This is a genomic window from Armatimonadota bacterium (assembly GCA_016223145.1).
GTDB lineage: Bacteria > Armatimonadota > Fimbriimonadia > Fimbriimonadales > Fimbriimonadaceae > Nitrosymbiomonas.
This window is the reverse complement of the sequence record JACRPN010000013.1, coordinates 22,696-44,172: the sequence shown is the minus strand read 5'-3', so window position 1 is coordinate 44,172 and position 21,477 is coordinate 22,696. Positions and strand designations below refer to the sequence as shown.

Sequence of the window (21,477 nt, the reverse complement as noted above, 5' to 3'; positions counted from 1 at the left end):
GCCGACGATTGGATTGGGGACAACTTCCGCAGCAACTGGTTAACGGCGTGCAGCTGGGGGCGGTGTATGCGCTCATCGCCCTCGGCTACACGATGGTTTATGGCGTTCTTCGCCTGATCAACTTCGCTCACGGCGACATCTACATGGTTGGCGCCTACTTCGCCTATTACACGGCGATGGTGTGGTTCAACCGCATGACGATGAACCCTTACGTGATGCTGATCGCCATGCTGCTGATCGCGATGGTGGGGTGCGCCATCCTCGGCGTGATCATCGAGCGTCTGGCTTACCGGCCCCTGAGGAACGCCCCTCGAATCTCGGTGCTCATCACCGCGGTCGGCGTCTCTCTGTTCCTGGAGTACACGGGACGCCTCATCTTCCAAACCTCCCCGCAGCCCAGCATCGTCGAGGAGGTCAACGTCCTCGCCAAACCGATCCACTTTGCGGGCATCACCATCCAGCAAAGCCAGCTTGCGGTGCTTGGAGTGACGCTGGTGCTGATGACGGGGCTCTGGATCTTTGTGACCAAGACCACCATGGGGCGCGCCATGCGCGCGGTTTCCCACGATTTCGCAACGGCGTCGCTGATGGGTGTCAACGTGGACCGGGTGGTCGTCGTCACGTTTGTCATCGGTTCGAGCCTGGCGGGCGCGGCGGGCATGATGAACGCCACTGCGTTCGGCCAACCTCTCCAGCCCTTCATCGGCTTGATCCCGGGCGTCAAGGCGTTCGTCGCCGCGGTGCTCGGCGGCATTGGCAACATCCCGGGCGCTGTGGTCGGCGGCCTCATCATGGGGTGCGCCGAGGTGCTTGTCGTTTGGGCAGGCTATGCGGGCTATCGCGACGCCGTCGCCTTCGTCATTCTCATCGTCATTCTGCTCTTCCGACCCGGAGGGCTCTTCGGCAGCACGGCGGATAAGGTCTGATATGGCGATTGCACCCACCATGATCGAATCCGTTCTGAACGCCCCGCGGTTCAGCGCCGGCCGCTATTGGATCGTCCGTTTCATCTCGTTATTGCTCGTTTTCGCGTTGCTCTACGGTTTCCACAACTTTGTGGCGCCGAAGCTGGGCATCTACGACGTCCGGCTGTTCGTTCTGGCGCTGCTTTTTGCCACTTTGGCAACCAGCTTGAACCTGATCAACGGCATCACCGGCCAGTTCAGCATCGGCCACGCCGCGTTCTATTTGATCGGCGCCATGACGAGCGGCAAGCTGACTTTGCTCTTCTATCAGCAAGGGAAGCAGCACCCGATCGTCTGGCTCGCCATGATGGTTGTGGCGGGAGCCTGTGCTTCGGCTATCGCCGGTTTGATCGTCGGGCTGCCGTCCCTAAGGCTTAAGGGCGACTATCTGGCCGTTGCGACGCTCGGTTTCGGTGAGATCGTCAACGTCATCCTTAGGAACCAGGATGGCGGCGCGCAGGCGATCACGCTTTCTGTGTTCCTAACGGTCATTGCGATCGTCGTCGCGGTGGTCGGGTTGCTGCCGGTGTATCGGCGCTATGCGGAGGACCGCGAGGGCATCGGCAAGTGGGGCGTCGGCATCCTCACGGCGGTGGTTGGTTATGGGGTGGTTCGGGCGGTCCACTTTGTTCTGTGGCAAGTGATCCAGCTTCTCCACTTCCCAATCGGGCTCGATAGCAAGCTCGACACGGGCGGCGCGACGGGCATCCAGAGTGTTCCCAAGCTCACCGAGCTTTGGTGCATCATCCTGCTTTTCATCGGGACGCTTGCTGTGGTTCGCAACCTTTTGAAGAGCGCCCACGGGCTGAGCTTTCTTGCGGTTCGGGAAGACGAACTCGCAGCGGATGCGACCGGAGTCAGCACGACGCGCGTGAAAGTCCAGGCATTCGTGATCGGCGCTGCGCTGGCCGGGATGGCAGGAGCCCTTTTCGCGCATTATAACGGCCCGGTTTCTCCCGACGACTTCAAGATGGATACGAGCTTCATGCTCGTCGCCATGGTCGTGATTGGCGGCACGGGAAGCATCACCGGCGCCGCTCTTGCCGGCATCACGATGAAACTCCTCGAAGAGGGCCTCCGCAAGGTGCCCAACATCCCCGCAACCGAGCTCTATGGACTCATCATCGCGGCGATCTTGATCTGCAAGCTGGTCCAGGTGCTGAGCCAGAAGGCGATCCTGCGGTTCGATGGAAAGCAGAAGGCGTTTTGGAGCGTGTTGGGCGTCATCTCGGCAATGGGTGTGGCGTGGCTTGGCTTCAAACTGTATGGCCAGCAGCTCTCCGTGGTCCTGTCCTATCCCGCGCTTGCGGCGATGCTCTGCTTGATCATCGCGCTGTTCTTCACCCCGGCTCGGGCGACCGGATTGCCACGCTTTGGGGCCATCGGCCTTAGCCTCGTGGTGATCATCTATCTCAAGCCGATCATTGGCGGATTGCTGCAGAAGATCGGTCCACTTGAAGCGCTTGTCGGAAAGACCGTTTACGCCGCCAGCGATCTGCGCTGGGCGCTGTTCTCCGGCGCTCTCGTCCTGGTGATGATCCTCAAGCCGACCGGCCTTATGGGCCATCACGAATATAGCTGGAGCTTCTTCAAGTCCCTCATGACCGGCTCCCTGAGCAAGGGGGCTCGCCAATGAGCGTCCTTACAGTTCAAGACCTGACGATCCGCTTTGGCGGGTTGGTGGCGGTCAACAGGGCCAACTTCAGCATCGAAAAGGGCGACCTTTTCGGCCTCATCGGACCGAACGGTGCAGGGAAGACCACCGTTTTCAACATGATCACGGGGGTTTACCAACCTACGGAAGGCGCCGTGCTTTTCAACGGGAAGGACATCACCGGCAGCCCGCCCAACAAGATCGCCCAGATGGGGATTTGTCGCACGTTCCAGAACATCCGCCTCTTCGGGGCGCTTTCCGTGCTGGAGAATGTGACGGTAGGGGCGTTTCTCAGGCACAAGTCGTCTCTGGCGAGCGCCTTTGCCTATCTGCCGTCCGCGATCAAGGAAACCGAGGCACTTCAAGAAGAAGCCTATCACTTGCTTGAAGTGATGGATCTCCAGGACGTGGCCCACGCCCGAAGTTCCGACCTGCCCTATGGCAAGCAGCGCCGCCTGGAAATTGCCCGCGCCATGGCCACCAAGCCCGAGCTCATTCTGCTCGACGAGCCCGCCGCCGGCATGAACCCCCAAGAAAGCGAGGACCTTCTGCAGACCGTTCGGCGCATCCGCGACGAGTTCGGCAAGACCGTGCTGCTGATCGAGCACGACATGCGGTTCGTGATGAACCTCTGCGAAAAGATCTTCGTGCTGGACCACGGCGAGGAGATCGCCTTTGGCGGCCCGGCGGACATCCGCAACAACCCCAAGGTCATTGAGGCCTATCTGGGCGAGGCTGTGTAGTTCAGGAGAACTAGGACAGGCATGGACTGGACATGGACGGGCATGGACTAGCGAATTGATGCTATGGATGAGCCCCTCATTCCGAAGCACGGCGGTTACCGGAAGCTCAAGACCTTTCAGCTAGCTCGGCTGGTATTCGATCTGACAGACTACTTTGTTAGGCACTTCATTCCCAAGACAAGCCGAACCTGCGATCAGATGATTCAAGCGGCGCGATCCGGAGTCCAGAACATCGCTGAAGGTAGCCAGTTCAGCGCCACGTCCAAGAAGCTCGAGTTGAAGCTGACCAACGCGGCGCGATCGAGCCTCGAGGAGCTCAGGCTCGATTACGAGGACTATTTGAGGCAGCGCAAGTACCCTCAGTGGGATACCGACCACGCCGCTCTCAAGCGGTTCAGGGCCCGGCACTATTCATGCCTTGAAGAGGTTCTCCAGTGGTGCGATGCGGAGATGGCGTTGGCTAGGGCAAACCTCGAAAAGCGTTCGTCTCAAAATCCTTCTCCGGAAGGCGTCCATGCTGGTCCATGCCCGTCCATCCCCCTCGCTAACGCCGCACTAGCGCTGCTGAATCTCGTTTGTCATCTGCTCGACAAGCAGATCCAAGCTCAAGCCAACGCCTTTGAGGCGGAGGGCGGTTTCACAGAGAAGCTCTATCGAACAAGGGCCTCGAGGCGGAAACGAAACTGAGAGCGCTTGCCGAATGAGCGCAGGTCATACCTCTTCAGAAGGGCCCGCTTGAGGTACAACGCGGTCACGGCGTTACAGGCTGTCGGAGCGGCATCGGGTTTGGATGTCCCCACTGAAGTGGGTGGACGATGACCTGTCTTCGGGGTTGTCTTCTATTTGCCTGTGTTTCCGGTTTTGTAGTTGGGGGAGGCTTCGCGAGTGAGTGGGCACTAAAGAACGCTTTGCCGCCCATTAACTGGATCGTACCGTCCATTTATTTCGTTCTATGCCTAACGGGTGCGGCATTTGTGTCTTGGCAAGAGCGCGCATACTGGAAGCACATGCCCGATGATGAGGGACTCGCCCCGGAGGACCGAGACCCAGACACGGAGACAGGCACTTCGAGGCACTAGCCAGGAAGTGTTTTGGAAACGGTCACACTTCTGAGCTGACGGTCCCAAGCTCTATTTGCACGTCTAGGCGCTCCTCCACCTTATCCAGCATCCCATCCCGGATATGGAAGATCCGGTCGCTGACGTCGAGCATCTTCAGGTCGTGCGTCGCCGAGACGATGGTCACGCCCTGCTCGGAATTGAGCTCCTTCAGCAACTCGATGATCTCTTTGCCGGTGCGCAGGTCCAGGTTCCCCGTGGGCTCGTCGGCGAGGATGATCGCGGGGCTGTTGGCGAGTGCGCGGGCGATCGCAACACGTTGCTGCTGTCCACCCGAGAGCTCGCTGGGGCGGTGGTGGTAGCGGTTTCCGAGCCCCACCCGGTCCAGCAGCGCCATCGCCTTTTCCTCGGCCTCGTCGGGGAGCTTTCCGGCAAAGAGCATCGGCAAAGTTACATTCTCCAGCGCCGTGCGCACGGTGATGAGGTTGAAGGTTTGGAAGATGTAGCCGATGGTGTGGCATCTTAGGAACGCCAGCTCGCGGGCAGTCAGCGCGGCAATGTCCACGCCGTTGACGAAAACGCTGCCCGAAGTCGGCTTGTCCAGACCGCCGATCATGTTGAACAGCGTGCTCTTGCCAGACCCCGAGGGCCCCATGATCGAGACGTACTCGCCCTGAAACACCTCGCAAGTGATCCCGGCAAGCGCGTGGACGGCGGCATCGCCGGAGCCGTACGTCCGTACGACGTCCAGAGTCCTCACCACGCACTCCCTCGCCATAGCCAGATTATGGCGGCAAGTGGGCGAGGCGGCTAAACCTCCGTCCTGAGAGCCGACACGGCGGGCATTCTTGCCGCCTGCACCGCCGGCCCGATCGCTGACCCGACCGTCAGGAGCATCCCCACCCCAATCGCGAGCAGCCCCTTAGCCGGCAATACGGCCCATGGAACCGCGAAACCCATCATCGCGAGCGCTCCTCCCATCAGGGCAACGCCTAGCAGCGCCCCAGCGATCGAGCCGATCGCCCCAAGCACGAACGCCTCCATCAGAAACACCTTGACGATGAACGTGTCCGACGCGCCGATGCACTTGAAGGTGCCGATCTCGCGAAAGCGCTCGGCGACCGAGAGCAGCATCGAATTCGTGATACCCACGAGGCACATCAAGAGGGAAGTGCCCGCGAGCCAGTCGAGGCGGGAAAGCGCCGCCGGATCGGTTTTCGCCGAGGCGGATTCGGTGGCGCGCAAGGTCAAGGTGCTGGCGAAGAACGCCGTGCCCAGGCAGATTCCAACGCCGGTGAGCACATGCCTCCCAAAACGCACCCGGATTCCGGCCAGTGCCTGTCGCCATGCCTCACGGAGAGGCGGGTCCGCGTCGGATCGGTGCCTATCGGCCATGCTTGGCTCCTTTTGACCTCTTGGGCTCGGCGGGGAGCAGCGTGATGAGCCCCTTCCTTCCCAGCGTCTGCACAAACGCAACGAGCGCCGCCTCGGCCTCCAGCCGGTTCATCTTGAACTGCGTTCGCAGCCGTTCTGCCATGGCCTCAAGGGAAAGCGTGCCGTCGCACAGGGACCAGACGAACGCCCCGACGGCCTCAAGCTCGAAGGTCTTTTTGACCGGCGCCTTGGCCGCCCGGGCAATCATGGCCTGCAAGCCGCGCGAGGTCTTGTTGAGCGGCGCCCGGAGCTGCATCGATCCGTCCGGCTGAGCCTCCTCTTCCACCGCTTCGCACCGCCGTGGACGGCATCGCAGCACGGCCCGAGGGTCCTTTGGGGCTCTCGGCTGGAACTTGGCGACTAGACGATCCAATCCCATGGCCACTTGCTGCTGTCCTTTACGTCGAGGGTCTTCAGCACGACGATCTGGTTCCGATCGGGCTGGTGCCGGATGAGCGCCAGCCGCGATCGAAGCGGACCCTGAGCGTACCTGGCGGCAACGCGGCCCTCACCAAAAGGCCCTTCGACCACCCGAGCGCGCTTGCCGAGAAGGCCCGAAACCCAGTTCTCAAGCCCGTGCTTCTGGATAAGCTGCTCGGCGAACGACCATCGCTGAGCATGGACCCAGTGCCGCTTGGCGCCCAGTTCCAGCGTCGTCCGTCCGGATTCCAGTTTCTTGGAGAGCACCGACAAACCCGCCGGAACGCGCAGCGATAGCCCAAAGAGCAACCAGAGCTCCATCTCCTCATCCACAGAGGAGCGCAGCGAATCGGAGACCTGCCGGTGCAGTGGCAAAAGCTGGTCTTTCTTTGCGCCGAAGACCTCAAGGAACAGCACGCGCGATGAATCCGGTTCAAAGACAAGAGAGCCTCGCGCCTGGCCCTCGGCGGTCCAGCGATAGGCGAGACCCTGGCCTATGGGTTTGCTTTCGCAGGAGAAGGGGACCTTTGCCCGCTTGGCGTCAGTCTTCAGGCGTTCAAGGTAATGGCTGAGGGCCTTGTTCAGGTCGGCGCCGGCCTTGGCGCTCTGCCACCGAAGCTGGCAACCCAGCGAGCCCGGCCCCGCCAATCGCGCGTAACCCTCTATGCGCGTTCCGGAGAGCACCACGGGCGCCCAATCCTCGGGGTGTTCGATGCGAAGTCCCTGCCAAGCAAACAATGCCAAAGCTTCAGCCAGCCCCGTCGGCAAACTCCAGCAGGCGGTCTGCACAGGATCGCGACTATGGACTCGTCGTCCTCTTTTCCCTTGGTCCCCTGGTCCCTGCCGCCCTCAGTCTTCGATCTTCGCAGGCTCTGCCGAGTCGGTCTTTGGCTTTGCCTCGATCGCATCTCGTGTCGATCGCTTGGCGTCCTCGAAGTTCTTCTTGCCCTCTTCGATGCCCGACTGCAGTTCGCCAACGCCCTTGCCGACGCCGCGCATCAGTTCAGGGATTTTCTTGCCGCCAAACAGCAGCAAAATGACGATGGCGACGATCCAAATCTCTTGGCCCTGCAAAAATGCGAGAGTCTGCATAGTTTCCTCAAGGTGCGCCCGAAGGACTTACGAAACAGTATACGCCCGCCGAAGGCGCGGGCGCACGATTTTCGCTGTCCCGCCGGGAGCCCGGGCCCCTCGCAAGGGCAAACAGGGTCAACGATCTTCGGTCTGGCCCAGTTCACCCGTTTACCAGGTACCGGAGTTGCTCGGGGGTCAGCTCGAGTTGGAGGGCTTCGAGGTTCAGCTTGAACTCGTCCACGGTCCCGCATCCCACCAGCGGATGGATGTTGCCCTCTTGGTGCAGCAGCCAAGCGAGCGCCGCCTGCGCCGCCGTCACCCCAAGCTCGCGTCCAAGCTCGGTGGCGCGGTCCAGCCTGCGGAAGTTCTCTTCATGGGCATAGCAGTCCACACACAGCTTGTCCATATAGCTTGTGAAGCTGTCCACATTGGACCTTGAGAACCTGCCTGAGAAGATCCCGCCGCCAAGGCTCGACCAGGGAAAGAGCGAGACCTCCGGGTGCTGCTTGTACCAGTCCCGAGCCTCTTGGGCGTCCGGGCTGCCGATCGTGACGCATCCTTCCCAGACCTCTCGTTGGGGCCAGGCGAGACCGTATTGTGGGCTGGAGACGACAAATGGCGTGAGCCCCTTTCTCGTCGCGAAGGAGTTGGCCTCCTCCAGTCGGCTGTGCTTCCAGTTGCTCCCGCCGAACGCCAGGATGTCTCCCTTCTGCTTGTGGTGGTTCAGGGCGTCGATGATCTCGTCTGCTGGGACCTTTGGGTCGTCTCGGTGAAGCACATAGAGATCGATCTGCTCGAACCCAAACCTGGAAAGCGACTCCTCGATGTCCTCGGCGATGTGCCTCGGGTTGCAGCGCTCGACGCCGTCTTTCGGGTGCGCGCCCTTGCCGAGCACGACCACCGAATCCCGCGCCTTCCGGCTGCGGATCCACTCGCCGACCGTCCGCTCGTTATCCCCGCCCCCATAAATGTTGGCGGTGTCGAAGCAATTGCAGCCCAGCTCAAAGATGCCGTCCAGTAAGGCGAAACTGGCGTCTTTCTCCTTGGAGTTGATCATCACGGTGCCTTGCACCAGGCGCGAAATCGGTTTCGAGATTCCAGGGAGGGAGCCGTACTTCATAGACTGCTTCAGCGTACCAGGCATATATCCGGGCGGGCTGGCGCGAATGAGTCCGGAACCGCCCCGGAGCCTCCTGGACTCACCGGGACGGTTCACGCGATCCAAGAGCCCAGCTTCTCAGACCTCGAACCAGGATTGAGCTGTCGCGGGCTTGAATCGCTCCCGCTTCTTGGCAACCGCCTTGCGCGACAGATGGACTGCAAGCCAGAGGACGGGGCCCCAGAACGGCGAGTAAGTGACCGCGTAGATCGCCATGGCGCCTAACCCCTTGCCGAGAGCCGAAGCGCTGCTGAGCGAACCGGCCCAGGCCTCTTTGGCCCAGTTGGGATCGCCGACGCCCGACGGGTTGGCCCGCTGCACCAGCTTCACCTCGATCTTGGAGAGCACCGCCAACGAACCGATGGCCTTCCGTTGCGCCGCCACGCTCTCGATATCGACTCTCAGCTTGTGCGCCTGGTCCTTGAGAGTGGCGATCTCGGCTGCGGATCGCGACTCACGAATGGCTCGCCTCATCGCCTCCTCGGTCGCTCTCATCGTGGCCAGCCGGGCATCCACGTCCACCAGTTTCGATGTGACGTCTTCGCTCTGGATCGACTTGGACTCCAGCGTGCCGAGGTCCGCAAAGGCGTCGAGCGCCTGTTCGAACAGGTTGGCGGGGACCCTTACCAGCAGGGTAATCCGTGGCTGGCTTCCGGCAAGATCGGAAGTCTGGCACCGCTCCACGTATCCGCCCCAAGCGTCGACCTTGGCATTCACCGACCTTTCGGCTTTCTGAGCGCTTTCGACGAGAACGGAGAGATCGCCGCTTCGGATGACGCTTCGCTTGGCAAGGTTGGCCTTGAGCTCCCCGATGTTCTCTAGGACGCCCGGATTGGAGGCGAGCTTGGCTTCAGCGGGGTTAGCCTCCGCAACGGAGGATGGAGTGGCCTGTTCGGCAGAGCCGGCGGCGTCGTAACCGCCGGCGCACCCCGAAATGACGAGTAGAACGGCCGCAAGGGCCGCCCAGAGGGTTTGTTTCATGTTGAGCACCTCACCCGGTGCAACAGGCCGCTGGGACGGCAAGGTCCCGCGCACCCAAGGGTCAAGGCAAAAGCCTGATGGCCGCTAGGGCTTAGGTCCTCATCGCGAAGGGAACAGTGACGTCCCTGAGCATCCGGTAGGCGATTCCCGCGAGCTTCTCCAAGTTCACCACGTCCTCACGGTTGTAGTCGACGAGCACCTGAAGCGCCTTTGCGCTGCCCTCTTGATACTCGCGCCAGAGCTTAATTGCATCGAGGCCGGTGAGGCCATCGGTCTCTTCGCCCCGAGCAATGCCAAGCGCGCGCTCAATCTTCTTGAGGCCGCCCCGAACCCCAACCCGCTTGAACGTGGGGCAGAGGTCGAGATGAATCTGGTCGAACTCCATCCCCCAGAACCTCTTCTGCAGCATGGGAAGGTCGAACCCCGACCCGAAGAAGGTGACGATCATCGAGTAGTGAGTGATGATGTCGGGAAAGAGGTGAAGGTCCACGTCCCGGACCAAAGCGCGAAAGCCGTCCTTGTCGTAGAGCCCGACCATGGTCACCGAGTCGCCCTCGAAGCCGCCGTCGGTCTCGATGTCCAGATAGACACATCTCTCTCGGAACTCGGGCCAAGCGCGCCACGCCTCATTAAGCCCAAGCGGCTTGGCGAAGAACTGGTGTTCTTGGCACTCGACGGCGCGGATCGAATGCTCAAGTATGGCCGGGGCCAGGGCCTTCGCCGTTTCGGGCATGGGCACGCTGTCCAACCTGGAAAGCAGCGTCTCCCAGTCGTGGCAGCCATGCTCCCAGAGTAGGCGCTCCGTGGTGCGTCCTATGCCGGGGATATGGAAAAAGGTCTGCCTGAGCAAGGGCTTTGCCTTAGCCGCCGGTTCGCCGCCGCGGGGTGACCTGCTCGGGGCCGATGCCCATGCGCTTGGGAACCTCGACGTTCATGCCGAATGTGCCCCAATCGCTCTTGTCGGTGGGATTGTCGAACCAGTACTTGCCGGTGTTGAGCTGCTGGTCAAACTCGCCGTAAAGCCGCGCGACACCGTTCCCCTTCCAGGAACCAGTCATGTTGGACCCAAACCACTGGATGCCCCGGAACTTCCCATCGAGGACGGCCTTGCCCGTTCCGAAGTAGACGACCCTGCCATAGCCCTCATATTCCTTGTTCACGTTACCCGTGACTTGCGCCTTGCCCTGAAAACCGCTCAGGAGGAGGGTCCCCGTGAAAGAGACCTCGATGTGCCCGTCGGCAAGCTCCGTCTTGGGCAGCATCTTGAAGCTGCCAAGGTTGCAGGAGAAGTAAAGGGTGAGGTTCGTCGTCTGAGGCGCTGCGGGCTGAATCGTCCCAGCTTGGGCGCTCAGCCAAGCGGGAATCACCGCCAGCACCGAGGCCAGACAAACACCGAGCCAAATTCTCTTCGAATGAATCATGATAAGAACGTCCCGATTGTATCTGATTGCACCTAACACTCGCACTTTCGAATGAGTTTCCAGAAATCTCATTCTGGAATCATTCGTAGACATAACTGGGAGCAACACGGGCCGGTGCGTTGTTGAACCTTGAGGCACATATGAAGATCGGAGTTCTGATTTCGGTGGTCGTCGGCGTCCTGGCCGCTAGCGTGATGATGATGGCGTTCCTAAACAACGCCAGCCCCTACGTCACGATCGCAGAGGCAAAAACGAGCACGGCCAATGGCCTCCACGTGATCGGCGACCTGGACAAAACGACGCTCTTCACCGATTTGGCCAAGAGCGAAGTTCGTTTCACGATGACCGACGCCAATGGCGGCCGAATGGACGTTATCTACGATGGCCCGGCGCCCTCAAACATGGGGGAAGCCACCCAGGTCGTGGCGATCGGAGGCATGAAGGACGGCGTCTTTCATGCGCGGCAGCTCAACCTCAAGTGCCCCAGCAAGTACGAAGGAAAGGAAAAGGAATAACCTTTGCAGGAACTCTCTGACCACCAGCACGAGATGCCCGTAGCGCCAGATTGGTCTCTGGCCCTTGGCGTTTGCGGTAGGGCGCTCGTTTTTCTCGGCATCGCCTTCTTCATCGCAGCCATCGTAGGTTGGCTGTTTGCCCCGAAGACGAAGTGGGGCAAAACTGTCGGCGGTTGGGGCTTCACGCTCGGATCGGCTTCCTTGTTTGGCGTGTTCCTGGTCCTTGCCACGCTCTTCGTCCAGAACCGGTTCGAATACCCCTACGTCTTCGGGCACAACGACCTGATGAACCCGGTCCCCTATCGAATCGCCGGCGTTTGGGCGGGCCAAGAGGGGAGCTTCTTGCTTTGGGCGGTCTGCTCGGCTGCATTCGGGCTGTTGACGATGAAAAGCTCCGGGATCTACCGGCGCTGGTACACGGTCTTTTACGCTCTGTTTCAAGCGGCGCTTTGCGCGATCATCGCCTACGAGTCGCCGTTCAACATCGTCGCATCGGAAGGGAAGTTCATCGTCCCTCCGGACGGTGTAGGCCTTTCGCCGGCGCTTCAGAACTACTGGGTCATCATCCATCCGCCCGTCATCTTCCTTGGCTTTGGATCGCTCACGGCGCTTTTCTGCTACTCCGTCAGCGCGCTCATTACGAAGCAGGTGGTTGACTGGGCCAGGCTCGTCCGCCCCTGGGCGCTCGTTTCCCTCACGCTTGTCGGCGTCGGCCTCTGCATGGGCGGTCTGTGGGCCTATGAGACGCTCGGCTGGGGCGGCTTCTGGAAGTGGGACCCGGTCGAGAACACCAGCTTTGTTCCCTTCGTCCTTGGCGCGATCTTTATTCATGGCCTCATCGTCCAGATCAACCGTGGCAAGTGGGTCATCACCAACTTGCTGCTGGGCGCTCTGCCGTTCCTTTCCTTCGTTTACGGGACGTTCTTGACCCGCAGCGGCCTTTTGGGCGATACCAGCGTTCACAGCTTCGCCGAGATGCAGAAGGGCGCGCTTTGGCTGCTGATCGGCCTCGGGGCGTTCAGCATCGTCGGGTTCGGCGCTCTCTGGACGGTTCGGGCGTTTGAACTTAGGCGCGAGTTCACAGCCTCTGAAGACGCTCGTCCCGGGATGACCCGCGAGGGCGCATACCGCTGGGCCGGCTTTTTCATGTTTGGCCTGGCTCTCGCCGCGGGTTTCGGCATGAGCGTGCCGATGGTTTCCGGTGTGGCGAAGGAGTTCGGCGGCCAGGCATCGGTCGGCAAATGGTGGATGCTGGGAATCGCCATCGTGAGCGCCATTCTGTTCCTTGCGCTCCGATTGCGCTCTCAGTCCGCAGAGAAGGCGGGGGCTCCCTCAAAGCCGCTCTCCTATTGGGTCACCGTCCCCCTAGGTCTAGGCATGGCCATTGGCGCGGTGGGAGCGCTCTCGGCCTTCATGGCGCCCTCGCTCGGCGACCGCATGAAGGTGATCGAAGAGTGGCAGTACCACCAAATTGTGCCTTGGTTCGTCTTCCCGATCCTGGTCATCATGGCGGCGGCGCCCTTTGTGGCATGGGGCGGCGTCGGGATGAGGCGGCTTTTGGGGCGGCTATACGGGCCTGCCTGCGTGTCGTTTGGCCTGACCGGCATAACGCTCCTCGCGCTCATGTATAGCCCCTGGGGCAAGCTCGGCGCGTTCGAGGACAAGATTCCCCTGTTCTTCACCGGCCAGCTCGCAGAGGGCAAGCGCATTGAGGTTTCCGCCCTCACCTGGACCCTCATCCTCGCAGGATTCTGTTATTTCGTGATCGTCATGAGCCTCTGGACCATGGGCGAGCGCTGGAAGCACTCCAAACGCGAGGCGCTCGCCGTCTGGACCATGCACGTCGGTGTCGGCGTGCTGCTTGCCGGCCTGGTCCTTTCGCGCGGCCTCGAGCGCAAGGAGCAGGTGCTCCTTCAAGCCAACAAGCCCGCGTTCGCGATGGGCTATAAGCTCACCTATGAAGGCATCACCGCCGACCTGGCCGATCGCCGAAACAAGGTCAAGCTGAGGGTGGAACCGACGCCCCTCCTGGCTGCACAAGGGCGCTCCGGGCTCGCCGGAATCATGGACAAGACGCTGGGCGGCCTCGACACAAGAAAGGCGTTCGATGCGCGGCCTGGGCTCTACTACGTTCAGGACTCCGCGGGCAACTCGAACCCGATGAACTGGCCCCACATCCAGCATGGCCTGCTCAACGACATGTACCTGGCGATGGGCGGCATCCAGACCGACGCCACCGAGCCCCACAATCTTCAAAAGGGAAGGTCCCTTAGGTTCAAGGACTACATCATCAGCTACAAGGGCATGACACGCGAAGGTCAGCCGGGCCAAGAGGGCACCAAGTTTGGCGCCAAGCTTGCCGTTCATAACGTTGCGACCGGGCAAATGCGAGAGCTGAACCCGAAGATGCGAATCACCTCGGCTGGGCCCGTAGAGGAGCCAGCGGTGCTCGATGAGGACTACCAGATTTCGCTTGCGGGGATGAACGCCACCGATCAGTCGGCCAACATCGTTATTGGCTTCAGCTCCGCCGTCTTCCCGATCGAGTTCTTCTACAAGCCGTTCACGAGCCTGGTCTGGATCGGGCTGGGTATCCTTGCCGCCGGCGGATTTCTGGCCGCATGGCACCGCAGGGTGAAACCCGTGGCGCCGGGCGCAAAGGCTCAAACCGAGCCGGAAAGCCTCGCCGAGCCAACTGCCGATGCGCTTGCTCCAACTGCTTAAGTCGAAGATCCACCACGCCAGGGTCACCTATGCCAACCCCGACTACGTCGGAAGCATCGAGATCGATGGCGAGATCATGCAGCGCGTCGGGATCGTAGACGGTGAAATGGTCCAGGTTTGGGCCGTGGACCGCCCTTCGCGCATCGCCACCTATGCGTTCGCCGGTCCCAAGGGGCACATCGGGCTCAACGGCGGCGCGGCGCACTTTTTCCACGCCGGCGACCGTGTGATCATCGCCGCGTTCACCTGGACCGACGAGCCGGTTGTGCCCAAGATGGTGCTGCTGGACGAAGACAACAACGTCGTTCGCGATATGGAGCCGTTCCATGTCGAAGGTTGATCTGGGCAAGCTTCTCGAGGATTCAGGGGCCATTCTCAAAGGCCACTTCATCCTGACCAGTGGGCGGCATAGCGACACCTATTTCGAGAAGTTCCGAGTTCTTGAGAGGCCCGACGTCCTCTCTGAGCTTTGTGGAGCGATTGCGGATCATTACGGGGGCCATGGCGCCTTCGATCTAGTGGCCGGCCCCACCACCGGTGGGATCATCATTGCCTTCGAGGTGGCCCGGCGACTGGGCCTGCCGGCGCTCTACGTCGAATCTGAAGACGGGGTCCGCAAGTTGCGGCGAGGGGCCTCGGTGCCCCCAGGCGCCCGGGTCCTGGTGGTCGACGACGTGCTCACGACCGGAAAGTCGGTTCTGGAAACCGCGGAGGTCCTTCGAGCTCAGGGCGGCCTCGTGAATGGAGTCGCGGTGTTGATCGATCGCTCGGAGAAGCCGATTGACTTTGGATGCCCTTCGTTTGCGGCCTACCGGGTTTCTGCGACCAGCTACGCGCCAGAGGATGTGCCGGATTGGCTGGCAGAGTTTCCGGTCGTCAAGCCAGGCACGAGTAGCCAATAGCCCGCCGACCTGAGGGGCCGTTCGAGTGCGGTCCTGCGCCACTTGCGGCTCGTGGTTATCGGGCATGAAAAGCAAAGCGACTAAGGTGAGCCGTTTTGGCGACGGCCCACCTAAGAAGCTCAGCGGTCTACCTTTGCCTTCGCCGGGAGGCGATCATCAAGATGCCAAGTCCGAGCGCGGCAAGGGATGCCGGCTCAGGAACGCACCGCGTATCGATCACGACCTGGTCGATGTAAACGTCGGTGCCCGTGGTTAGGTTGCGGATACGAAAGAACTCGAACGCAGGTTGTCGGTCGAGTTGGAACTCGAACCTGTCCCAGTCCCATCCGCCTGCCAGGTCCTCGTGGCCCGTATGCGAGCCCGTAACGCCTGGAGGCTGTTGCGGGTCCGGTTCGAAGGTCACGTCGTTGTCGCCATCATCCACAAAGGACGTCACTTGGACGTAGATCTCCTTTTTCCAGGGAGGAGGCATCTGTTTGTTGGGTAGCAGGAACATGATCCAGCCCCCTGGGGCGATGCGGATCACATTGGTCCGGCCTTCAAAGGTAAGCAGCCCGGTAGCGCCACCTGCACTGCTGATCGTTCCGGGACCTACTCCGAGGGTGTTTCCCCACTGATCGGCTGTCGCATCATTGTGGTTGATTGCGTTGTCGAAGGTCCAGTGATTGAACGTCGTGTTGGGTGCACCTCGCCAAGGCGGCGGATGCAGGTCGTCGGCAAACGCTGCGGCTGCTTGCAGGGCCAAGATCCCCAAGGTTACGGCGATCTTCCAGTTTCGATTACTCATTTCGTACCTCCATTTAGGAACCGTCTCCAGTTCCGAATGGCGATTGGAGGAGGAATTGCCTCCCACAACACATACTTGTCTGCAATGAGTAGTTTTGTGACCAAAACACACTACACATGAAACAATTCCCTGGAAATTGTGCCAGGTAGACCTTTAGTGTCGGGCCAGCGAGTTCTGCACCGAACGGCTTCACCGTTCCGCAATTGCCACAAGCCGCATCACCGTCTGCTCCAGCGTCTCGATGGCCGAGAAGCTGGCCCCTTGGCCCTTCATCCTTGCGTCCGCTTCCGCCAGCACGTCCAAACAGTCGGCCAGACGAGGCAGGTCCAGCCTCTTGGCGGCAAAGACGGCCGGGCGGATGCGCCACTCCCGCTCCTTTGAGATGTCCCCCTTCATTGGAAGCAGAGGCCGGACCTCATCGCTGGGCGCCTGCGGGCTGCACCGGGCCTCTTGGCAAAGCCTAGCCTGCCAGATGAGCTTGAACTGGCTTGAAAGCGTGGGGAAAATCTGCTGGAAGGCCGCGCTGTCGGCCTTGTTGGAGCTTCCAACCAGGTTCCTGAGCTGCTGCATCGCCTGGCCCAGGTGCCCGCTCACAATGGCTTCAACCAGCCGGTACACGTTCCAATCTCGCGAGGGGACCACGACCGCCTGAACGTCCCCAGCCTGCACGGTCGCGCCGGGTTCGACGTAGAGCCGCAGCTTGTCGGCCTCTTCCAGCGCGCGCCCAAGGCTCCCCCCGGTCATTTCGATCAAACTCGACAGGGCTCTGTCGGACAGCGTCAAACCTGATTCCGCGAGACGGTCCCGCACCATCCGGTGAAGCTCCTTGGTGTCGGTTTTCGGGTCGAAGACGTAGCCCTGGACCTTCTTGACACCGGCTTCCCAAGCCGTCCTTCGCCGGTCGAGCGTTCTTTGGCGCTCGTCGTCGCCAGGCTCGTCGTCCGCCACCAGCACCAAGAGGGAGCTTCCCGGCAGCCCGATCATTGATGCCTCGATGGAGGCCAGTGTGTCCTTCGGGTCGAGGCGCAGCAGGTGCCTTACAAAGACCGTTCGCCGCTGGGCCAGGAAGGGCAAAGTGCCCGCGGACGCCATCCAGTTTTGGGGGTCGATTTCGCCCGCAACGAAAGACTCCGTGTCGAATCCGTCGTCGTCGCCAAGCTGGTTCCTGATCTCGTCGAGGGCCTCCCGCCGAAGCACGTCCTCGGCACCGGAGAGCAGCAAGACTCGATGATCGAGAGCCTTGGGCGAGATGAGCGGCATCGCTCTATTGTGGACTACCCGCGCCCGCTTAAGAGCCCTTGGCCTTTCGGAATTGGGCGAGCGTCTTCACAAAGGCATCGACCTTGTGCTCCAACACTTCCATGCCTCCAGTGGAGCCAGGCGGCGCGTAGAACAGCCGCTCGAACCCCTCCGCCAGTTCCTCAGCCTCCGCGCCGTGCTCGATGAGTTGCTTGCGGGTTGCAGCCACATACTCGCTTGGCGATTCATAGAGCCTCCTGGGGCGATGCGTGACCGTTTGAATCGACGTGCAGAAGCGCTGGAAGAGCTGGGCTTGGATCACCCGATCCTGGCGGCTCCACACGCGGTAGGCCCTTGCCTGAGAGACGAGCGCCATCCCTCCGAGCGAGCCCAGGGCAAGTAGCATCAGCCCAAGCGTCCACTGGAACCAAGCGCGCCGCACCAACGGAATGACTTCCGTGGATTGCCCCCGGCCCGATCCCGGAGCCACGCGGGCCGTCTCCGTCGCATCAAACGGGATCCATCCGGCGCCCTCAAAATAGAGCTCCGCCCAGGCGTGTCCGTCGGATTCGCGGATGGTGTAGTAGCCCTGCTCGTTCTTTTCTTCAAGAAACGGATAGTAGCCCGTTACGACCCTTGCGGGGATGCCGACGCATCGCGCCATGAGCACCATCGAGGAGGCGAAGAGATCGCAATAGCCCTCCTTCGAGACAAATAGGAAGTGGTCGACCCCGTCCTGGCCGAGCGGCACGGGCTCTGCGTACAGGTTGTATTGGCACCTCGCCCCAATCGCCGCCACCAGGGCGTTGGCCTTCTCAATATCGGTTTCGTAGCCTCGGGTCGCCTGAAACGCCAAGCGCCTGACGCGCCGCGTGACGCTTGCCGCATCTGCGTAGCGCTCCAGGAACGCGGGGAGCGGCCTGGGGCGGTTTACGGGCTCGAAGCTCTTCGATGGCACGGAGACCGAGCCCCATACCCGGGTCATGACCGGCAAGTTGGACCCCGGAACCGCCGTCCCGTCGGCCCGGATGCGCCAATCGATAGCGGGGTTAAGGCTGACAGCCTCTCCGGGCAGCGGCAGGTCATCGAAGAGACCATCGTTCAGGATGAGCCAAAACGGTTTCTCCTCCATGTTGCCGGAGCGCTGCCGTTCGGTGCGGTCGCGGACTAGCCCTTCGATGGTCGCCGGCGAAACGTCGTTGGTCGTCGCGCGACTCCAACCGCTTGAGGGAACGAAAGTCAAGTAGGTTGCGGCACGCAGATAGCGCGGCTCATCGAGCTTGGCCTGGATGACGACCCGGTCGGAAAGCTCCCGCGGGCCCGTGCCGATGCGAAGCGCGACCGGGCTGATCGTGCTGCCGATCATCGAGCGCGGCGGCGTGCGGGTCGAACTGGAAGCCGTGATGTTCACGTTGCCGGCGACGCTCTGGACCGACCTTTGAATCACGGGTGCACCGATCAGGCTCAAGAGGATCACTCCGAAGGCCGAGGCGATGGCCCATTCCGGCCCAGCCACCCATCGCCAAGGCCCTTTCCGAATCGTAGCCAGGTCTCGGTAGCCCGCTAGAGATGCTTGCAGGAGCATGGCGCGATGGTGCGCGCGGGCATAGAGAAACGCCGTGGCGATTAGAAAGATGAAGAACGCAAACGTGGACGCTGCGAACATTTCGATGACGCCCACAAACGCGAACAACGTGATGCAGGGCACGGCTTGGAAAAGGAGCGTTGAATCGCTCCACGCCGCAAAGCTGCAGAAGAGCAGCAGCCACCAGATCGCCGTCACGTGACGGAGGTCGTCGGGGAAGCCGCCGCTCGGCATAAGCGCATTGAAGCTGGACCCAAACGCGATGGCAAAGGCAGCAAGGAGCGCATAGACGATGGGGTCCCATCCTTCGAGTTTGCCTGGGTCCTTTCGCCGGCTCATCGCAAAGCTGAACAGGAATCCGACGAGGATGACGACGAAGCCGAAGACGCCCACCTTCGGCCTGGCCAGGCTCTGGCCAAGCGCCAAGACCGCCGACGAACACCCAATTGCCGAGAGCAAATAGTCGACGATGCTCAGGCGCAGGAGATTCCTCGACGCGTGGTCCATCATTTGCCGAACTCCTCGCTCACAAAGGCGATCCTCGCTCCGGCAGCGGCAAGCCGGTTGGAGAACGCCTGGTTGGCGGCGGACCGTTCGACCGGGAAGGGCTTGGAGCTATAGATGCGCGGATCGTAAATGAGCACGGTGACCGGATCGCCATACTGCGTGGCGCGCTGTATCGTGTCGGGTAGCCCCTCATCCACCACGGAGATCAGAACGTGAACGTGCGTTCCCGTCGGAAGGGTTGGAAGCGCGCTCGACAAGTGGTCGCTGATGGTCTCCTGTCGGGTTGCTTGGATCTCGGCAAGCATCATGAGGATCTGGTTCTCGCGCTCCACCGGTTGAGCCGAGACGTCGTCGCCATCGAGCCCAGGGAACGCCAGGTCGATGCCCTGCCGCAGCATGGTTCCCGAGAGGTACGCCAGGTTCCCGCACATGTGCTCCAGCGTAGTCTTGGCGCCTTGGCCAATGTCCGAGCCCTCCGTAAGCTGCAACAAGAACGCGACCGACGACTGCGCTCCGGTCTCGAACTCCTTGACCAGCAGCTCGCCCCTTCGGGCCGTGGACTTCCAGTGCACATAGCGCAGCGAGTCTCCCGACGAATACTCGCGGATTCCCCTTGGCTGGATGCCATGCCCACGGCCAAGGCCATGGTCGGTCTCGGTGAACCCCCACCCTGCGGCCGAATTGAGTTCGAAAGAAAGCGGGATCGGCGCCGGCAGAACGGTGAGGTCCATCGGATCCGCCTCGTAATCTTTGCCAAGTGCGATGAGCCCGAGCGCGTCGGTTCCGACGGCCGTCAGCTTCGACCAGCGGTAACGGCCACGGCGCATGGGCCGAAACTTGTAGTGGGTCTGCACCGGATGGCCGTAGGCGGGCGCGATGGGAAGGCTCGGCGAGAGGGACTCGACCACGAGTCTCTCGGGAAGCTGGTCTTCGAGCGATATCAGCGGCCGCTTGAGGTGCGTTTCGGTCCAAAGGGTGAGGTCGATGGTGACCTCCTCGCCTACCCGGACAATGTCGGGACCATAGCGCTCGACTCGCAGGCCACGAACCGCCCAAAGCGCCTGGACACGCGAGGCGACCAACGTCACAATCATTGCCGTGCTCATATAGAAGAGCGCCGCTGAATTGAGCGGGATCGCCACCATTAGCAGCATCACCGAGGCGGTGCCGATGGCCACGCCGGCGAGCCGGCCCATGCGGCCCACTAGGGCGCTGGGACCCCTGCGAACGATCGAGGTAATAGTCTGAGCCTTCGCCAAGGTTCAGCCCCTAATTCGCCTCGGGCACCGGTGCGGGCACCGTTTCGAGAAGCCTGTGGATGACCTGCTCCGCCGTCGAACCCCTGGCGCGAAGCTCGGCGCGGGGCAAGATTCGGTGCGAAAGCACGATGGCCGCTACGGCCTTCACGTCTTCCGGCCTCACGAAGTCGAAGCCATTCAACACGGCATGCGCCTGCGCGGCTCGCACCAGGTGCAGCGCGCCGCGTGGAGATGCGCCGATCAAGAGCTGGTTGTTTTCGCGTGTGGCCCTAACGAGGTCCACGACATACTCGCGAATGCGGTCCCGTACGAAAACTTGGGTCACGGCACGCTGCATTTCCATCAGGTCGTCCATCGTGACGACCGGGCGTACGCTTTCGAGCGGGTGAACGGTTTGCTGGTGTTCGAGGATGGCGATCTCCGCGTCACGCTCCGGGTAGCCCAGCGAAATGCGCGCGAAGAACCGGTCGAGCTGGGCCTCGGGCAGCGGGTAAGTGCCTGTCATTTCGATGTTGTTCTGGGTGGCGATGACGAAGAAGGGGATCGGCAGTTTGTGAGTGATGCCGTCGGCCGTCACCTGCCGCTCTTCCATGGCTTCGAGAAGCGCGGACTGGGTCTTGGGGGTGGCGCGATTGATTTCATCCACCAGCACCACGTTTCCAAACACGGGTCCCTGCCGGAACTCAAAGTCGCCGGTCTTCTGGTTGAAGATGGACGATCCGGTCACGTCGGCGGGCAGCAAGTCCGGGGTGAACTGAACACGGCTGAAGATGCCGTTCATGCTCTTCGCCAGCGCCTTTGAGAGTGTCGTCTTTCCGACGCCTGGGATGTCCTCGATGAGCGCGTGCCCATTACAGAGCAACGCCAGGACGGCGTGCGTCACGGCTTCCTTCTTGCCTACGATGACCTTTTCGACTTCTTTGATCAGCCGATTCGCGACTTCTGCGACCCTCGCGAAATCGGCGCTCGAACCCTCCGACGACATGCTCACAACTCCTACCGTTTCCCGCTTGGTTGCAGGCGCAACGGCCAACTCCTCGATCGACATGC

At 61.5% G+C, this 21,477-nt stretch carries 22 protein-coding genes; 8 read left to right on the top strand and 14 right to left on the bottom strand.

Annotated elements, in window-relative coordinates:
• The first annotated feature begins 8 nt into the window (after nt 1-8).
• From HZC36_11880 to HZC36_11865, 4 genes are all read left to right on the top strand, one after another.
• Complete coding sequence (locus HZC36_11880; protein MBI5707673.1) at nt 9-926, top strand: branched-chain amino acid ABC transporter permease; 918 nt, start codon at nt 9-11, stop codon at nt 924-926.
• A gap of 1 nt (nt 927) precedes the next feature.
• Nucleotides 928-2,601, top strand: a complete 1,674-nt coding sequence (locus tag HZC36_11875; protein ID MBI5707672.1) for a branched-chain amino acid ABC transporter permease — start codon at nt 928-930, stop codon at nt 2,599-2,601.
• Entirely contained in the window at nt 2,598-3,362 is a 765-nt protein-coding gene (locus HZC36_11870) for an ABC transporter ATP-binding protein (protein ID MBI5707671.1), read from the top strand. The genes HZC36_11875 and HZC36_11870 overlap by 4 nt, the downstream gene beginning before the upstream one ends.
• A gap of 63 nt (nt 3,363-3,425) precedes the next feature.
• On the top strand, nt 3,426-4,049 hold the full coding sequence (locus HZC36_11865; protein MBI5707670.1) for a four helix bundle protein: 624 nt from the start codon (nt 3,426-3,428) through the stop codon (nt 4,047-4,049).
• Nucleotides 4,050-4,463: 414 nt separating this feature from the next.
• On the opposite strand, the gene HZC36_11860 is transcribed toward HZC36_11865, so the two are convergent.
• The 9 genes from HZC36_11860 to HZC36_11820 all read right to left on the bottom strand — a co-directional run bounded on the left by HZC36_11860 (nt 4,464) and on the right by HZC36_11820 (nt 10,909).
• Nucleotides 4,464-5,198: an ABC transporter ATP-binding protein gene (locus HZC36_11860; protein ID MBI5707669.1), complete on the bottom strand. Its 735-nt coding sequence runs from the start codon at nt 5,196-5,198 to the stop codon at nt 4,464-4,466.
• Nucleotides 5,199-5,230: 32 nt separating this feature from the next.
• On the bottom strand, nt 5,231-5,815 hold the full coding sequence (locus HZC36_11855) for an ABC transporter permease (protein MBI5707668.1): 585 nt from the start codon (nt 5,813-5,815) through the stop codon (nt 5,231-5,233).
• A complete protein-coding gene (locus HZC36_11850) occupies nt 5,805-6,233 on the bottom strand; it encodes a PqqD family protein (protein MBI5707667.1) in 429 nt (142 codons plus the stop codon). Before HZC36_11850 ends, HZC36_11855 begins: the two co-directional genes overlap by 11 nt.
• Complete coding sequence (locus tag HZC36_11845) at nt 6,215-7,063, bottom strand: hypothetical protein (GenBank protein ID MBI5707666.1); 849 nt, start codon at nt 7,061-7,063, stop codon at nt 6,215-6,217. Before HZC36_11845 ends, HZC36_11850 begins: the two co-directional genes overlap by 19 nt.
• 60 nt (nt 7,064-7,123) lie before the next feature.
• Nucleotides 7,124-7,366, bottom strand: coding sequence for a twin-arginine translocase TatA/TatE family subunit (locus HZC36_11840; GenBank protein MBI5707665.1), 243 nt, complete (start codon nt 7,364-7,366; stop codon nt 7,124-7,126).
• A 142-nt stretch (nt 7,367-7,508) separates the two neighbouring features.
• On the bottom strand, nt 7,509-8,468 hold the full coding sequence (locus tag HZC36_11835) for an aldo/keto reductase (protein ID MBI5707664.1): 960 nt from the start codon (nt 8,466-8,468) through the stop codon (nt 7,509-7,511).
• A gap of 117 nt (nt 8,469-8,585) precedes the next feature.
• The gene (locus HZC36_11830; GenBank protein ID MBI5707663.1) at nt 8,586-9,488 is read right to left on the bottom strand and encodes a DUF4349 domain-containing protein; all 903 of its coding nucleotides are present in this window, start codon (nt 9,486-9,488) and stop codon (nt 8,586-8,588) included.
• Between the two features lie 91 nt (nt 9,489-9,579).
• Nucleotides 9,580-10,338 carry a ribonuclease H-like domain-containing protein gene (locus tag HZC36_11825; GenBank protein MBI5707662.1) on the bottom strand — a complete coding sequence of 253 codons (759 nt, stop codon included), beginning with the start codon at nt 10,336-10,338 and terminating at the stop codon, nt 9,580-9,582.
• Between the two features lie 10 nt (nt 10,339-10,348).
• Nucleotides 10,349-10,909: a hypothetical protein gene (locus HZC36_11820; GenBank protein MBI5707661.1), complete on the bottom strand. Its 561-nt coding sequence runs from the start codon at nt 10,907-10,909 to the stop codon at nt 10,349-10,351.
• A gap of 140 nt (nt 10,910-11,049) precedes the next feature.
• Between HZC36_11820 and HZC36_11815 the strand changes: the two genes are divergently transcribed.
• Genes HZC36_11815 through HZC36_11800 form a run of 4 tightly spaced genes read left to right on the top strand, consistent with a single transcriptional unit; the run spans nt 11,050 to nt 15,050 of the window.
• A complete protein-coding gene (locus HZC36_11815) occupies nt 11,050-11,424 on the top strand; it encodes a cytochrome c maturation protein CcmE (protein MBI5707660.1) in 375 nt (124 codons plus the stop codon).
• A gap of 3 nt (nt 11,425-11,427) precedes the next feature.
• Complete coding sequence (ccsA, locus tag HZC36_11810; protein MBI5707659.1) at nt 11,428-14,148, top strand: cytochrome c biogenesis protein CcsA; 2,721 nt, start codon at nt 11,428-11,430, stop codon at nt 14,146-14,148.
• Nucleotides 14,126-14,488, top strand: coding sequence for an aspartate 1-decarboxylase (locus HZC36_11805; GenBank protein MBI5707658.1), 363 nt, complete (start codon nt 14,126-14,128; stop codon nt 14,486-14,488). The genes ccsA and HZC36_11805 overlap by 23 nt, the downstream gene beginning before the upstream one ends.
• On the top strand, nt 14,475-15,050 hold the full coding sequence (locus tag HZC36_11800; GenBank protein ID MBI5707657.1) for an orotate phosphoribosyltransferase: 576 nt from the start codon (nt 14,475-14,477) through the stop codon (nt 15,048-15,050). Before HZC36_11805 ends, HZC36_11800 begins: the two co-directional genes overlap by 14 nt.
• A 127-nt stretch (nt 15,051-15,177) precedes the next feature.
• Here the strand turns inward: HZC36_11800 and HZC36_11795 are convergent, their stop codons facing one another.
• From HZC36_11795 to HZC36_11775, 5 genes are all read right to left on the bottom strand, one after another.
• The gene (locus tag HZC36_11795) at nt 15,178-15,837 is read right to left on the bottom strand and encodes a PEP-CTERM sorting domain-containing protein (GenBank protein MBI5707656.1); all 660 of its coding nucleotides are present in this window, start codon (nt 15,835-15,837) and stop codon (nt 15,178-15,180) included.
• A gap of 189 nt (nt 15,838-16,026) precedes the next feature.
• Complete coding sequence (holA, locus tag HZC36_11790; GenBank protein ID MBI5707655.1) at nt 16,027-17,097, bottom strand: DNA polymerase III subunit delta; 1,071 nt, start codon at nt 17,095-17,097, stop codon at nt 16,027-16,029.
• Between the two features lie 28 nt (nt 17,098-17,125).
• Complete coding sequence (locus HZC36_11785) at nt 17,126-19,171, bottom strand: transglutaminase domain-containing protein (GenBank protein MBI5707654.1); 2,046 nt, start codon at nt 19,169-19,171, stop codon at nt 17,126-17,128.
• On the bottom strand, nt 19,168-20,427 hold the full coding sequence (locus tag HZC36_11780) for a DUF58 domain-containing protein (GenBank protein ID MBI5707653.1): 1,260 nt from the start codon (nt 20,425-20,427) through the stop codon (nt 19,168-19,170). Before HZC36_11780 ends, HZC36_11785 begins: the two co-directional genes overlap by 4 nt.
• Before the next feature lie 10 nt (nt 20,428-20,437).
• Nucleotides 20,438-21,412, bottom strand: a complete 975-nt coding sequence (locus HZC36_11775; protein ID MBI5707652.1) for a MoxR family ATPase — start codon at nt 21,410-21,412, stop codon at nt 20,438-20,440.
• Nucleotides 21,413-21,477: the final 65 nt, after the last annotated feature.

Excerpts from the sequence above, each read along its gene's own strand:
- HZC36_11875 (MBI5707672.1), top strand. The coding sequence starts at position 928 with ATGGCGATTGCACCCACCATGATCGAATCCGTTCTGAACGCCCCGCGG.
- HZC36_11870 (MBI5707671.1), top strand. The coding sequence starts at position 2,598 with ATGAGCGTCCTTACAGTTCAAGACCTGACGATCCGCTTTGGCGGGTTG.
- HZC36_11865 (MBI5707670.1), top strand. The coding sequence starts at position 3,426 with ATGGATGAGCCCCTCATTCCGAAGCACGGCGGTTACCGGAAGCTCAAG.
- HZC36_11860 (MBI5707669.1), bottom strand. The coding sequence starts at position 5,198 with ATGGCGAGGGAGTGCGTGGTGAGGACTCTGGACGTCGTACGGACGTAC.
- HZC36_11855 (MBI5707668.1), bottom strand. The coding sequence starts at position 5,815 with ATGGCCGATAGGCACCGATCCGACGCGGACCCGCCTCTCCGTGAGGCA.
- HZC36_11850 (MBI5707667.1), bottom strand. The coding sequence starts at position 6,233 with ATGGGATTGGATCGTCTAGTCGCCAAGTTCCAGCCGAGAGCCCCAAAG.
- HZC36_11840 (MBI5707665.1), bottom strand. The coding sequence starts at position 7,366 with ATGCAGACTCTCGCATTTTTGCAGGGCCAAGAGATTTGGATCGTCGCC.
- HZC36_11835 (MBI5707664.1), bottom strand. The coding sequence starts at position 8,468 with ATGAAGTACGGCTCCCTCCCTGGAATCTCGAAACCGATTTCGCGCCTG.
- HZC36_11830 (MBI5707663.1), bottom strand. The coding sequence starts at position 9,488 with ATGAAACAAACCCTCTGGGCGGCCCTTGCGGCCGTTCTACTCGTCATT.
- HZC36_11820 (MBI5707661.1), bottom strand. The coding sequence starts at position 10,909 with ATGATTCATTCGAAGAGAATTTGGCTCGGTGTTTGTCTGGCCTCGGTG.
- HZC36_11815 (MBI5707660.1), top strand. The coding sequence starts at position 11,050 with ATGAAGATCGGAGTTCTGATTTCGGTGGTCGTCGGCGTCCTGGCCGCT.
- HZC36_11805 (MBI5707658.1), top strand. The coding sequence starts at position 14,126 with ATGCGCTTGCTCCAACTGCTTAAGTCGAAGATCCACCACGCCAGGGTC.
- HZC36_11800 (MBI5707657.1), top strand. The coding sequence starts at position 14,475 with ATGTCGAAGGTTGATCTGGGCAAGCTTCTCGAGGATTCAGGGGCCATT.
- HZC36_11795 (MBI5707656.1), bottom strand. The coding sequence starts at position 15,837 with ATGAGTAATCGAAACTGGAAGATCGCCGTAACCTTGGGGATCTTGGCC.
- holA (MBI5707655.1), bottom strand. The coding sequence starts at position 17,097 with ATGCCGCTCATCTCGCCCAAGGCTCTCGATCATCGAGTCTTGCTGCTC.
- HZC36_11785 (MBI5707654.1), bottom strand. The coding sequence starts at position 19,171 with ATGATGGACCACGCGTCGAGGAATCTCCTGCGCCTGAGCATCGTCGAC.
- HZC36_11775 (MBI5707652.1), bottom strand. The coding sequence starts at position 21,412 with ATGTCGTCGGAGGGTTCGAGCGCCGATTTCGCGAGGGTCGCAGAAGTC.